The organism is Micromonospora sp. CNZ297 (assembly GCF_007827625.1).
The window spans coordinates 98,831-112,306 of sequence record NZ_VISU01000001.1 but is presented as its reverse complement, the minus strand read 5'-3'; the positions used below and the strand labels follow the sequence as shown (position 1 = coordinate 112,306).

The 13,476-nt window shown below is 73.6% G+C and carries 11 protein-coding genes and 1 riboswitch; of the genes, 3 read left to right on the top strand and 8 right to left on the bottom strand.

The window, feature by feature from the left end:
• Nucleotides 1–31: 31 nt before the first annotated feature.
• The 6 genes from FB454_RS00495 to FB454_RS00470 all read right to left on the bottom strand — a co-directional run bounded on the left by FB454_RS00495 (nt 32) and on the right by FB454_RS00470 (nt 7,820).
• Entirely contained in the window at nt 32–1,468 is a 1,437-nt protein-coding gene (locus FB454_RS00495; protein WP_013286616.1) for a glycine hydroxymethyltransferase, read from the bottom strand.
• Nucleotides 1,469–1,486: 18 nt separating this feature from the next.
• A riboswitch (ZMP/ZTP riboswitch) is annotated at nt 1,487–1,576 on the bottom strand.
• A gap of 263 nt (nt 1,577–1,839) precedes the next feature.
• Complete coding sequence (locus tag FB454_RS00490) at nt 1,840–2,340, bottom strand: hemerythrin domain-containing protein (RefSeq protein ID WP_013286615.1); 501 nt, start codon at nt 2,338–2,340, stop codon at nt 1,840–1,842.
• 106 nt (nt 2,341–2,446) lie between these two features.
• The gene (locus FB454_RS00485; RefSeq protein ID WP_013286614.1) at nt 2,447–3,931 is read right to left on the bottom strand and encodes a S8 family peptidase; all 1,485 of its coding nucleotides are present in this window, start codon (nt 3,929–3,931) and stop codon (nt 2,447–2,449) included.
• A 148-nt stretch (nt 3,932–4,079) separates the two neighbouring features.
• Entirely contained in the window at nt 4,080–4,943 is an 864-nt protein-coding gene (locus FB454_RS00480; protein ID WP_013286613.1) for an NAD(P)H-hydrate dehydratase, read from the bottom strand.
• On the bottom strand, nt 4,927–5,658 hold the full coding sequence (locus FB454_RS00475) for a histidine phosphatase family protein (protein ID WP_013286612.1): 732 nt from the start codon (nt 5,656–5,658) through the stop codon (nt 4,927–4,929). The genes FB454_RS00480 and FB454_RS00475 overlap by 17 nt, the downstream gene beginning before the upstream one ends.
• A gap of 44 nt (nt 5,659–5,702) precedes the next feature.
• The gene (locus tag FB454_RS00470; protein ID WP_114920531.1) at nt 5,703–7,820 is read right to left on the bottom strand and encodes an acyltransferase family protein; all 2,118 of its coding nucleotides are present in this window, start codon (nt 7,818–7,820) and stop codon (nt 5,703–5,705) included.
• A gap of 189 nt (nt 7,821–8,009) precedes the next feature.
• Here FB454_RS00470 and FB454_RS00465 point away from each other — a divergent pair, with 189 nt between their 5' ends.
• Nucleotides 8,010–8,339: a hypothetical protein gene (locus tag FB454_RS00465; RefSeq protein WP_013286610.1), complete on the top strand. Its 330-nt coding sequence runs from the start codon at nt 8,010–8,012 to the stop codon at nt 8,337–8,339.
• A gap of 26 nt (nt 8,340–8,365) precedes the next feature.
• Here the strand turns inward: FB454_RS00465 and FB454_RS00460 are convergent, their stop codons facing one another.
• Entirely contained in the window at nt 8,366–9,034 is a 669-nt protein-coding gene (locus FB454_RS00460) for a response regulator (protein ID WP_013286609.1), read from the bottom strand.
• On the bottom strand, nt 9,031–10,293 hold the full coding sequence (locus tag FB454_RS00455; protein ID WP_145822303.1) for a histidine kinase: 1,263 nt from the start codon (nt 10,291–10,293) through the stop codon (nt 9,031–9,033). The genes FB454_RS00460 and FB454_RS00455 overlap by 4 nt, the downstream gene beginning before the upstream one ends.
• Before the next feature lie 187 nt (nt 10,294–10,480).
• On the opposite strand from FB454_RS00455, the gene FB454_RS00450 reads away from it, so the two are divergent.
• Nucleotides 10,481–11,155: an ABC transporter ATP-binding protein gene (locus FB454_RS00450; protein WP_013286607.1), complete on the top strand. Its 675-nt coding sequence runs from the start codon at nt 10,481–10,483 to the stop codon at nt 11,153–11,155.
• Nucleotides 11,152–13,449, top strand: a complete 2,298-nt coding sequence (locus tag FB454_RS00445; protein WP_013286606.1) for an ABC transporter permease — start codon at nt 11,152–11,154, stop codon at nt 13,447–13,449. The genes FB454_RS00450 and FB454_RS00445 overlap by 4 nt, the downstream gene beginning before the upstream one ends.
• Nucleotides 13,450–13,476 lie beyond the last annotated feature (27 nt).

Sequence of the window (13,476 nt, the reverse complement as noted above, 5' to 3'; positions counted from 1 at the left end):
CCCGGGGTGCCGCTTCGTGTCGGCCGGGCGCTCAGCCCAGGTCGACCGCCGGGTAGAGCGGGAACGGCGTGAGCAGGTCGGCGGCCTGCTTGCCGACGGACTCGGCGACGGCCGGGTCCAGCACGTACTTCGCCTTCGACGGTGCGCCGTCCGGGCCGGTGCCGGGCGTGGTCTGGCTGAGCACGGTGTGGATCAACTCGGCGGTGGCGTCCATCTCGGCGGCGCCGAGGCCCCGGGTGGTCAGCGCCGGGGTGCCGATGCGGATGCCGGAGGTGTACCAGGCGCCGTTCGGGTCCTGCGGCACCGAGTTGCGGTTGGTGACGATGCCCGAGTCCAGCAGCGCCTGCTCGGCCTGCCGGCCGGTGAGGCCGTACCCGGACACGTCGATGAGCACCAGGTGGTTGTCGGTGCCGCCGGTGACCAGCGTCGCGCCCCGGCGCAGCAGACCGTCGGCCAGCGCCTGCGCGTTGTCCACGATCCGCTGGGCGTAGTCGGCGAAGTCGGGGCGGCGTGCCTCGGCCAGCGCGACCGCCTTGGCGGCCATCACGTGCGGCAGCGGCCCGCCGAGCACCATCGGGCAGCCCCGGTCGACCTGGTCGGCCAGCTCCGGCCCGCAGAGCACCATGCCGCCGCGCGGGCCGCGCAGCGACTTGTGCGTGGTGGTGGTGACGATGTGCGCGTGCGGCACCGGGTCGAAGTCGCCGGTGAAGACCTTGCCGGCGACCAGCCCGGCGAAGTGGGCCATGTCGACCATGAACGTGGCGCCGACCGAGTCGGCGATCTCCCGCATGATCCGGAAGTTGACCTTCCGCGGGTACGCGGAGTAACCGGCGACCAGGATCAGCGGCTTGAACTCGCGGGCCGCCTCGGCCACCCGGTCGTAGTCGATCAGGCCGGTGGCCGGGTCGGTGCCGTAGCTGCGCTGGTCGAACATCTTGCCGGAGATGTTCGGCCGGAAACCGTGGGTGAGGTGCCCACCGGCGTCCAGCGACATGCCCAGCATCCGCTGGTTGCCCAGCTCACGGCGCAGCGCGAACCAGTCGGCCTCGGTGAGGTCGTTGACCTGCCGCGCCTGCGCCTTGCGCAGTGCGGGGGACTCGACCCGGTCGGCGAGGATCGCCCAGAACGCGACCAGGTTGGCGTCGATGCCCGAGTGCGGCTGCACGTACGCGTGGGACGCGCCGAACAGCTCGCGGGCGTGCTCGGCGGCGAGCGCCTCGACGGTGTCGACGTTCTGGCAGCCGGCGTAGAACCGGCGCCCGACCGTGCCCTCGGCGTACTTGTCGCTGAACCAGTTGCCCATCGCCAGCAGCGTCGCCGGGGACGCGTAGTTCTCGCTGGCGATGAGCTTGAGCGACTCGCGCTGGTCGGCCAGTTCCGCGGCGATGGCGTCGGCCACGCGCGGCTCGACGCCGCGGACGACCTCCAGCGCGCTGCGGAAGGCGGTGGACTCGGCGTTGCGCGACATGCGACCTCCAGGTGACGTGCGGAAGGCCCAGGCGCTCGGCATGCGTCCTCATGACGAGGCCGCTCCCCGATGGTGCTCCATCTCCACGCGCCAGTCACGGCCTGTGCCGATCCTACCGGCCCGGCCGGGACCTGCGGGGTTGGGCCGCCCGTCCCGGGGAGGCCCGGCCGACACGGAGTTCTTCGACCGGGCCGGCATGACCGGCACCCGGGTCGGCCAGGGGCCCACGGACGACCCCCGCACGGTGGCCGAGGACGCGTTCGAGGCGCTGACGAAGGGGGGAGCACAAGGTCGCCGCCGGCTCGCTGGTCAACAAGATCCAGGTGGCCGCCGGCAAGATCATCCCGGACCGGCTGAAGGCGGTGCCGGTGTCAGGCGACCACGGCGTCGAGCGACTTCTTCAGCGCCTTCGGGGCGGTCGGCGTCGTGGGCGCCTTCGGCCGCAGGTCGAGCATCCGCTGGCCGATCTCCTGGAGCGGGCTACGGCCGAGCGCCTCGCGGACCTTCGGGAACCACTCCTGCTCCTCCTCCTCGATGTGGTGCAGCACGTTCTCGATCAGCACCGTCGTCTTGGCGTTGAAGCGCTCGTCGCCGGCGTCCATCGTGAACAGCTCGAAGCAGAGCACGTCCGCGACGTGGTGCTCCTCGTACGACTCCAGCACGTCGTCCTCGACGTCGGGCACCAGCTTGCGGACCTCCGGGTACATCACCTCGTTCTCCAGGTAGGTGTGCACCGTGAGGGCTTCGAGGATCTGCCCGACGATCTTCCCGCGCTTGCTCGCCGGTCCCTCCTCGGCCTCCTGGAAGGCCTTGAACAGGCGGCGGATCTCCTTGTGGTCCTCCTTGAGCAGGACGATCGCATCGGTGGACACCGGTTACCTCCTAAGTCGGCTGACGGTGCCCCCCTACCCGGTGCCCCACCAGGACAAACAGACCGGGCCCGGCGTGATCGCCGGGCCCGGTCCACGCGGGTACCTGTTACTTCACCGCGTTGTACGCGTCCACGACGCCGGCGCCGTAGAACCCGTTGCGGTTCCCGCCGGAGCAGGTCGCGTCGTACGCGTTCGGGCCCGCCGGGATCAGCGGCACCGGGTTGTAGACGCCCGACGGGCAGGACTTCGCCACCGCCGTGCGCTCCAGGAACGAGGCCAGCTGGCCCGGGCTCATGCCCGGGTGCGCGGACAGCGCCAGCGCCGCGACGCCGGTGGCGTGCGGGCCGGACATCGAGGTGCCCTGCTTGTAGCCCCACCCGTTGGTGCGGGTGGCGGTGTTGAAGGTGGTGGACAGGATGCCGTCGGCGGACGTCGAGCGGGCGCCCTGCGTCCGGAACCGGGTGTCGCCACCCGGCGCGGTCACGTCGATCACGCCCTGGCCGTACGAGGAGTAGTAGCTCTTCTCCCCGGTCGGGCCGACGGCGGCGACGGTCACCACGCCCGGCGCCTCGGCCGGCAGGTCGAGGCAGGCGTTGGTGAGGTTCTCGCGCTCCTCCGGCGTGCCGTTGTTCGGGCTGCCGGTGTCGGTGATCTTGTGGGCCAGGTCGTAGTTCGAGTTACCTGCGGACGCGACGTGCAGCACACCCTGGGACTGCGAGTAGCGCAGGGCCCGCTGCACGGCCTTCCACACCGGGCGCTGACGCGCGTCGTTGCGGCAGTTCAGCTCCCACGGGTCGATGTAGTAGCTGTTGTTGGTGAGCTGGAAGCCGTGCTCGGCGGCCCACATGAACCCGCAGACCGCGGCCTCCGGGAAGATGTAGCCGTCGTCGTTGACCACCTTGACGGCGGCGACCTTCACGCCCGGGGCGACACCGGTGACACCGACGCCGTTGACCGCGGCGGCGATGGTGCCCGCCACGTGGGTGCCGTGGTCGCTCGTGGTGGGGTTCCACGCGGCCTCGGCGGTGTTCGGGACGCCGCCCACACAGGAGGCGCTCTTGTCCTTGGCGATCTGGGTCGCCAGGTCCGGGTGGCTGCTGGAGATGCCGCTGTCCAGCACACCCACCACGACCGACGGGCTGCCGCCGGTCACGGCGTGCGCCTGCGGGACGCGGATCTGGGGCATGTCCCACTGCAGGTTGTAGAGCGGCTCGGCGGTCGGGTCGCCGGTGGCCGCGGCGACGGCGGCGGCCGGCACCTCGACCGTCTCGCCCTCGTCCAGGGCGGTGCCCAGGCCGGCGGTGGAGGCGACCGACTCGACGCCGGCGCCCGCCACCCGGGTGGCGAAGTCCGGGGCGGACGAGCGCACGACCAGCACACCGATCTTGTCGTACGCGGCCACCACGGTGCCGTCGGCGGCCGCCACGCGGGCGGCGGCCTTGGCGGTGCTGTTGCCCTGCGGGGCGAGCACGATGTACGAGGTTTCCGGTCCGACGGCCGCGGCCGGTGCCGTGCCGCCGACGAGGGCGAGCCCGGCGCCGAGCGTCACTGCCGACGCCGCGGCGAGTGTCTTGCGACGGAGGTTGTTCACACAGACTCCCAGGGGTTCGTGCGGGTGGACCGCACCCCTGAGCGGGCTGCGGTCCGGGCGGAGGCACGGCGAAGTACCGGCCTCGCCCGGACCAGCGCCACCGCCTCCCGGGGTGTTACACGTGGTGGGATCCCGGTGACGTGGATCGTCAGACGGTGGCGATCGTGTAGGGGATCTCGTCCAGCAGTTCCCGGGCGAGGAAGCCGATCCGCCCGTACCGGGGGACCAGCCGCTGCCCGCTCACCGCGTGCGCGAACGCCGCCCAGCAGGCCGCCTGCGCCGGGTCGGCGCCCCGGGAGAGCAGGCCCGCGAGCAGCCCGGCCCGCACGTCGCCGCTGCCCGAGGTGCCCAGTCCGGCGTCCCCGCTCTCCTCCCGCCAGGCCCGGCCGTCCGGCGTCGCGATGTGCCCGTACAGCGAGACGACCGCGTCGTACCGGCCGGCCAGTTCCACCGCCTCGGCGTCCAGGTCGTCGCCCGGATCGCGTCCCAGCAGGTGCCGTGCCTCGGTCAGGTTGGGAGTGAGCACCGCCTTGCGGCTGGCCCCGGCCAGCAGCTCCGGCGCGTGGCTGAGCGCGCCGAGCGCGTACGCGTCGAGCACCAGCGCGGTCTCCCGGCCGGCCGCGTCCAGGACCAGGCGCAGCAGTTCCCCGGTGGCCTCGATGTCCGTGAGGCCGGGTCCGACCGCCACCACGTCGGCCTCGGCGACCAGGCCGCGGAGCAGGTCGCCCGGGTCGCCGCGGACCGCGCCGTCGCCGGTCTCCGGCAGGCCGATCACGAGCGCCTCCGGCACCTGGATGCTCAGCGACGCCGCAGTCGACTCGGCTGCGGCGAGCTGGAGCACGCCGGCGCCGGCCCGCAGCGCTGCCACCCCGGCCAGCAGCACCGCGCCGGGGGTGAACCGGGAGCCGCCGACCACCAGCACGGTGCCGCGCGCCTCCTTGCCGCCGGTGGGCACCGGCAGCGCCCAGTCCCGCAGCAGCGCGGGGGTGATCACGTCAGACCGGCTCGGCATTGACCTCGTCCTCCCTGGTGGGCTTCGCCCCCTGCAGGTGCAGGTGGGCGACGTCGTTGAACACCTCCGGCACGAGCCGGCCGGCGTCGTCGGCGTGCCAGGCGGTGACCGAGCAGTTGGCGATCACGTGCTCGCGGGTCAGCGCCATCAGCTCCGCCTCGGTGAGCCCTTCCACCAGGTAGCGCAGCAGGAAGACCAGCGCGTCGTGGCCGAACAGCAGCACCCGGCCCCCCTCGTGGTCGCGGCGCAGGTCGCCGAGCAGCGCCCGTAGCCGCAGCGCCACGTCGGTCCAGGACTCACCGCCGGGCGGCCGGTAGTAGAACTTGCCGAGCCGGGTACGCCGCTGCGCCTCCTCCGGGTAGCGCCGGGTCACGCCGTGGCCGGTGAGCCCGTCGAGGATGCCCAGCTCCCGGTCGCGCAGCCGCTCGTCGACGCTCGCCGGGATCCCGGTGCCGTCGAGCGCCAGCTCGGCCGTGCGCACCGCACGCAGGTACGGCGACACCACAGCCACGTCCGGCCGCCTCGACTCCGGCAGCCCGGCCAGCCAGCGGGCGGTCGCCCGTGCCTGCTCCTCGCCGGTCTGTGACAGCGGCACGTCCGCGTCCCGGTGGCTGAGGTCGATCAGCTCGGCGCCGGACGTCTCGGCCGCCGTGGCCGCCACGTTCGCCGTGCTCTCGCCGTGCCGGACGATCCAGAGCGATCCCAACTCCGCCATGCGGCTCCCGGTACCCGGGGCTCGGGACGGATAACCGTGCCGGCTCAGTCGAGCAGTCGTCTCAGAGCGTCGTTCAGCCGGGGCGCCAGGGTGGTCACGTACGTCGCCGTGAGGTGGCTGCTGTCCCGGTAGATCAGCACGCCACCGATCACCGGCGCGCATCGCTCGGTCGGACAGATCGAGTCGGTCAGATCGATCAGGTGCACGCGGGGTTGGTCGACCACCGCTCGCAGCATCGGATTGGCCGCTCCGGTGGCCAGGGCCACGTCACGGGGGCTGGTGCAGCGGGTCAGCTTGCGCGGGTTGGCGGTGACGCACTCGGGGATGTCCATCGACTGGTACGGGGTGTCCCGGATGACGGCGACGGGCACCTTCGCCGCGGTCACCTCGCGCCACGTGGTGCGCATCGCCTCGGTGAACCGGTCGGCCACCACCCGGTTCTCGACCGGCTCGCCGTTCTCCAGCACCACGTAGATGGTGTGGCTGACCACCAGCAGGTTGGGCTTGCGTTCACCGGTGAGTGCCTGCAGCACGGATCGGTTCCAGTCGAGGCATTCCGGCTGGGGGCGGTTCTCCCGGGCGATTCCCCGGTTCAGGAACGGGCACGCCTGCCGGACGTACGACTCCAGCCGCCAGTTGTTGGCGTCGGCGATGCCGCGCAGTGCCGGTAGCCACTGGTTGGCGTGCGAGTCCCCCACCAGGGCGACCCGGAAGGCCGAGTCGGCGTCACCGTACAGGCACGGGGACGGCTGCCCGCCGTCGAATCCCGCCGTGCACTTGTCCGGCCATGCCTCGGGCCCGTCCTTGAGCGCGGTCAGCGGGTCGGGGACCACCGAGGCGACCCGGTCGACCGGCGCGCCCGCGCTCTTGCCGCTGGTGAGCACGGCGGCTCCCGGCGGGCCGGCCGGAGCCGTCGCACTGGCGGTGGCCTGTGCCGTGCTGAGCGGCGGCAACACCACGGTGGAGACCGGCGCCTGCGGTGGCGGCCAGACGGTGAACTGGAACATCAGTCCCGCCGCTACCGCGACACCGGTGCAGGCCGCGCCGATCCGAAGGGCGGCGGCAGGCTCCCATTGCAGGGTCTTCGACAGCCGGATGGGGTTCTCCACGAAGCGGTAGGACAACACCGCGGGAACCGCGGAGAGCGACACGACAATCAGCCCTGCGACGGGGGTCAGCTCACCGAAACGTGCCTCGGCCACGACGAGCAGCGGCCAGTGCCACAGGTACAGGGAGTAGGAGACCGCACCGACGGCACGGAACGGGGCCAGCCCCAGCATCCCCGCCGGGCCCGCGCGTCCGGCGGCCACCGAACAGCCGATCACGGCCGCCGTGCCGAGCGTCGGCAACAGCGCGGCGGTGCCCGGGAACGGGGTGTCCGGGCCGAGGACGAAGGCGCCGGCCGTGACGGCGCCGAGACCGGCCCAGGCGAGCGGGGCGGCGAGTGCCCGGGGCAGGCGGTGGAGGGCGGTACCCGCGATGGCCAGTGCTCCGCCGAGCGCGAGTTCCCACAGCCGGGTGGTGGTGACGAAATAGGCGGGTCCGGGGTCGGACCGGGTCAGCCACACGGACCAGGCGAAGGACGGCACCGCCACCAGGACGAACCCGACCATCAGCAGGGCGGGACGCACGGCGCGTCGCCGGCCCGGCAGGGCCAGGACGAGTAGCAGGAGGGGCCAGACGAGGTAGAACTGCTCCTCCACGGCCAGCGACCAGAAGTGCTGGACGATGCTCGGCGCCTGATCCGCCGCCCAGTAGTCCACGGCCTGCGCCGCCAGGCGCCAGTTCATCCCGTAGACGGCGCTGGCCACCACGTCCCAGCCGGTCGCCGACCAGCGGGTCCGCGGAAGGAGGGTGTAGGCCAGCAGCAGGCTGACGACGAGCACCAGGACCGCGGCGGGCAGGAGTCGTTTGGCCCGGCGGGCGTAGAACGCCGTCAACGAGATCCGCCCGGTACGACGCAACTCGCCGACCAGCAATCCCGTGATCAGGAATCCGGAGATCACGAAGAAGACATCGACGCCGACGAAGCCTCCCGGCACCAGGTTGCCGGCGGCGTGACCGGCCAGCACCAGCAGCACGGCGATGGCCCGGAGCCCTTCGATGTCCCCGCGGAAGGCGGACCGGGGCGACCCGGGTTGATTGATGCCGTTTTCAGCCATGAAGCTCCACCTGTCCGTTCGTATCTCCTTGCGGCATAACGACGGACCAAGTGGGAGGTTGCCGGCGGACGCGGCATGCCCGCGGTGCCGGCCGCGACAGTCCGGTGACCGGGACTGCGCAGCCGTGCATCGACCCGGCACAATGTCCCACGACGCGGGACGGACGGTCCGGGTCCGAGGGAGGCGCACATGGCGACTGTGGTGCGGGGTCTGCGGGAGGCGCTGGTGCTATTCCTGATCGCCACGGTGGTGATCGCGGCGGCGGTCGGCATCTGGGTGGCGGTCGGCGGCGGGGACTTCACGCACCGGCTGGGGGTGGCGTTCATGATCGTCGGCGCCGTGATCGGGATGACCGGCGATCTCACGCTGAGCCGCATCGGCATGCTGCCGGCCCGCTCCACGTTCGGCCTGGCGCCCGAGCGGGAGGACGGCGGCGGCGGGCGGGTGCTCACCGGCGTCGGCATCTTCCTGTTCGTCTCGGTGCCGCTGATTGTCGTCGGCGCGCTGCTGATCACCTGAGCACGTGACCACCGTCGCCGGATCGGTCAGTCCTCCGGCGAACCGGGACTCACGAGGCCCGTCTCGTAGGCGACCACCACCGCCTGGACCCGGTCGCGCAGACGGAGTTTGGCGAGGATCCGGGCGACGTGGGTCTTCACAGTCGCCTCGGACAGGTGCAGCGCCTCCGCGAGTTCGGCGTTGCTCAGGCCGCCGGCCAGCAGGCGCAGGACCTCCGTCTCGCGCCGGGTCAGCGTGGCCAGGTCGCGGTGCACAGTCGCCGTCTGCGGGTCGCGGCGGGCGAAGCGCCGCACCAGCCGGCGGGTGATGGCGGGTGCGAGCAGCGCGTCACCGTCCTGGACCATGCGTACGGCCGCCACCAGATGTTCCGGTGTCACGTCCTTGAGCAGGAAGCCGCTCGCCCCGGCGGCGAGCGCGGCGTAGACGTACTGGTCCAGGTCGAACGTGGTGAGGATGATGATCCGGGGCGCCGCGACGGCCCCGGTGAGGATGCGGCGGGTGGCCTCGAGGCCGTCGAGCTCGGGCATGCGCACGTCCATGAGCACCACGTCGGGCCTGGTGCGGCGGACCGCGTCCACCGCCTCCGCGCCCGTCGCCGCCTCGGCCACCACGTCCACCCCACCGGCCGTGAGGATCATGCGGAACCCGGTACGGACCAGTGCCTGGTCGTCGGCGACCACCACTCGTACCGTCATGTCGCCTCCCACGGGATCACGGCCTCGACGTGGTAACCGGCGCCCGGCCGGGCGCCGGCGCGCAACGTCCCACCGTAGACGGCGAGGCGCTCCCGCAGCCCGATCAGGCCGCGCCCGCCCGACACCCCGGTGGCGGCCGGTGCGCCGGGCTCGGTGTTGCCGACCTCGATCCGCAGGGTCTCCGGCGAGTACTCGACGACGACGGTGCCGGCGGCGCCGGGCGCGTGCCGGACCATGTTCGTCAACGCCTCCTGCACCACCCGGTACGCCGTCAGCCCGACACCGGAGGTGACCGGCCGGCGCTCGCCGGAGATGGTCAGCCGTACCGGCACGCCGGCGTCCCGCATGCGTTCGATCAGCTCGGGCAGGCCCTCGATCCCGGGCTGCGGGTCCTCCGGGTCGTCCGGTTCGGACTCGGCCAGCAGGCCCATGACGTGCCGCAGCTCGGTGAGCGCGGACCGGCCGGTCGACTCGACGGCGAGCAGCGCCTCCCGTGCCTGATCCGGTGCGGCGGCGAGCACCGTCCGGGCGGCGCCGGCCTGGATGACCATCACGCTGACGTGATGCGTCACGACGTCGTGCAGTTCCCGGGCGATGCGGGCCCGTTCACCGGCGACCGCGTCGCGCAGCGCCTGCTCGTGGGCGCGGGCCTCGGCGGTGAGCCGCCGCCGGTCCTCACCCGCCCGTCGCCGCCACACGTGGTGGCCGCCCGCGGCGGCCACCAGCGGGGCCAGCACGACGAACGGCAGGTAGCCCGCGGACACCGTGAACGGCATCAGCTCCCGGAGGCCCAGGGCGAGCAGCGCCACCGCCGGGACGGACACCAGCGCCGGCAGCCGGTACGGGCTGTGCGCCGCCGCGCTGTGGACGGCGACGAGGCAGGTCAGCACCACGCACGGGTACAGGGCCGGCTGCCGTTCCCCGCCGGTCACCAGCACCAGTGACGCGGCGGCCATCGTCGCCCAGAGCACCGCGAGCGGATACCGGCGGCGCAGCACCAGCGGTGCGCACATGACGAAGACCAGCAGCAGTGCCCCGAGCGTCGACCCGGGCTGCGCGGGCTGCATCTCCGGCGGGACCGCCAACGGGGGCAGCGGCAGTGGCGGCGGCAACGGCGGGGGCGGGACGCCGACGTCGTCAGTGGCGGCCTGGAAGCACACCAGCCCGAGTACACCCGCCAGCGCCGCGTCGAGCAGCAGCGCCCGCCAGCCCGGCCTCGGCAGCGGTCCCGTCGCCACGATGCCTCTCACGAGCCACATTCTCGCCGCCGTACGCCGGCCGGGGCATCGGTCACGGTGTGCAGTGCGACTACATCGCAGGGATGACCCCGGGCGAAGATCCGCCTCCGGCGGTACGGGTGGTGCGTCGCCGGACCGATGCCCAGGCCTCGGATCCGCCCCTAACGTCACGGCGTCCAGTCGACAGGCCTGACCCGAGGGGCGACACATGACCGATCCGATGATCGACGTACGCGGGGTGACCCGCCGATACGGCGAGGGGCCGCCCGCACTGCACGACGTGTCGCTGACCGTCCGGCCCGGCGAGTGCGTGGCGGTGCTCGGCCCGTCCGGCAGCGGGAAGTCCACACTGCTCAACCTGCTCGCCGCGCTGGACCGGCCGGACGCCGGCACGGTGACCGTCGCGGGCACCCGGCTGGAGAAGCTGGGCGAGGCCGCGTCGGCCCGGTTCCGGCGCGCACACGTGGGCCTGGTCTTCCAGTTCTTCAACCTGCTCGACGACCTCACAGTGCTGGACAACGTCCTGCTGCCCGCCCAGCTGGCCGGCGCACCGGCCCGCGCGGCGCGCGAACACGCGGCCTCCCTGCTGGACTCGCTCGGCATCGCCCGGCACGCGCACGCGTACCCGGGACGCCTCTCCGGCGGTGAGCGGCAGCGCGTCGCCGTCGCCCGCGCCCTGATCAACCGGCCCGCGCTCCTGCTGGCCGACGAGCCGACCGGCGCGCTGGACACCGCCTCCGGGGAGGACGTCCGGCGCCTGCTCGACGAGCTGCACCGCAGCGGCCAGACCATCGTGCTCGTCACCCACGACCTGCGGCTGGCCGAGGCGTCCGCCGGCCGTACGATCCGCCTGCGCGACGGCCGGATCGAGGTGCGACGGTGAGCGGGCTGCGCCGGGTCGTCCGGTCCGGCGTACGGCGCCGCCGGGTGCAGACAGTCGTCGTCGGCCTGGTCACCGCCGCCGCCGTGACCGCCACGGTGCTCGGGGCCGGGCTGCTCGTCGCGTCGCAGGCGCCCTTCGACGACGCGTTCGCCGCCCAGCGGGGAGCGCACCTGACCGTGCGGGCGGACTCCGGTGCGGTGACGGAACCACAGCTCGCCGCGTCGGCCTCGGCGCCGGGCGTGGTGGCCGCCGCCGGTCCGTACCGGGTGCTGGTGGTCGCCTTCACGGAGCGCGGCGGGATGCGGACACCGCCGCTGACAGTCGTCGCGCGCACCGATCCGGGCGGCCCCGTCGACCGCATCGAGCTGGCCGGCGGGCGGTGGCCGACCGGTCCGGACGAGATCGTGCTGAGCGGCGGAGCGGTCCGCCTGCCGCCCGGGGCCCGCCTGACCACACGGGGCGGCGGAGAGTTCACGGTGGTCGGTACGGCCCGGTCGATCAGCGACACCGCCGGCGCCTGGGTGCTGCCGTCCGCCGTCGGCCGACTCGACGGGCCGGACACGGCGGACGGGTACCAGATGCTCTACCGGTTCGCGGACGCCCGCACCGCGACGGAGGTCGGCGCCGGACGGGACGCCGTGGTCGCGGCGCTGCCCCCCGGCGCGGTCACCGGCGCCCGATCCTGGCTCGACGTGCGGCAGCAGGCCGTCGAGGACGCGGCCGTCTTCGTGCCGTTCCTCGTCGCGTTCGCGCTGCTCGGCATCGTGATGGCGCTGCTGGTGGTCGGCACTGTGGTCGCCGGAACGGTCGGCGCCGCCACCCGCCGGATCGGCATCCTCAAGGCGCTCGGCTGCACCCCCGCGGGCATCGTCCGCGCCTTTGTCGCGCAGACGCTGCTCCCGGCCGCCGTGGGTGCCGTCGCCGGAACGGTCACCGGGAACCTGATCGCGCTGCCGGTGCTGGCCGAGACCGAGCAGGTCTACGGCTCGGCGAACACCACCATCGCCTGGTGGGTGACCGTCCTGGCCACCGGCGGGGTGCTGGCGGTGGTGACGCTGACCGCGTGGACGGCCGCGCTGAGGGCGGGCCGGCTCCGTACCGTGGACGCCATCGCGGTCGGACGGGCGTCCGGTCCGGCGCGGGGCCGGTGGGCGTTGCGCCTGGCCGCGCGGCTGCCGGTGGCCAGGCCGGTGGGCCTCGGCCTGGCCCGCCCGTTCGCGCGGCCGGCGCGCACTATCGCGATCCTGCTGGCGGTCGCGACGGGCGCGGCGGCGGTGACGTTCGCGACCGGGCTCGCCGCGTCGCTGCTGCGCATCCAGACCGCGCTCACCCAGGACGTCGCTGACGTCACTGTGAACGGCGACCCGGACGCCGGACCGGCCGCCGCTCCCACCGCCGATCCGGCCGCGGTGCTGGCGGCGATCGACGCCCAGCCGGGCACCCGCGCCAGGTACGGCCTCACGCAGGCACCGGGCGCCGTCGCGGGCGTCGCCGACCCGGTCTCCGTCACGACGATCACCGGCGACGCGGCGTGGGACGGCTTCGAGATGGTGTCCGGACGCTGGTTCGCCGCACCCGGCGAGGCCGTCGTCGGCGGACCCCTGCTGACCGCGACCGGAGCCCGGATCGGCGACACCGTCACGGTCCGGATCGAGGGCACGCCGGTACGCCTGCGCGTCGTCGGCGAGGTGTTCGAGTCCGCCATGGCGGTGTTCACCGGTACCGCCACGCCCACCGGCCGGAACCCGTTCGAGTACCGGATCGCGCTCGCCCCGGACACCGACGCCGGCGCCTATGCACAGGCGCTGACCGGCGCACTCGCCGGCCGGGGCCTCACCGCGCGGCCGAGCGGCGCGGAGACCGACCCGCTCCTGCTGGTCGTGGAGGGGCTGACCGCCACGCTGACCCTGCTGCTCCTCGCGGTGGCCGCGCTGGGCGTGCTCAACATGCTCGTCCTCGACCTGCGCGACCGGGTCCACGATCTCGGTGTGCACAAGGCGCTCGGCATGACGCCGGGCCAGACGATCGCGATGGTGGTCGCCTCGGTCGCCGCCGTCGGTCTGGTCGGCGGGCTGCTCGGCGTACCGGCGGGTGTGGCGATGCAACGGCTCGTCGTCCCGGCGATGGCCGCCAACGGCGGACTGCACCTGCCGGAGAGTCTGCTCGACGTGTACGGGCCGGTCCTCCTGGCGGCGCTGGCGCTGGGCGGGCCGCTGACGGCACTGCTCGGAGCGCTGCTGCCGGCGGGGTGGGCGGCCCGGACCCGGACCGCGACGGCACTGCGGAGCGAGTAGCGCGCCCGGCGGCGTCGCGGGTGTCGG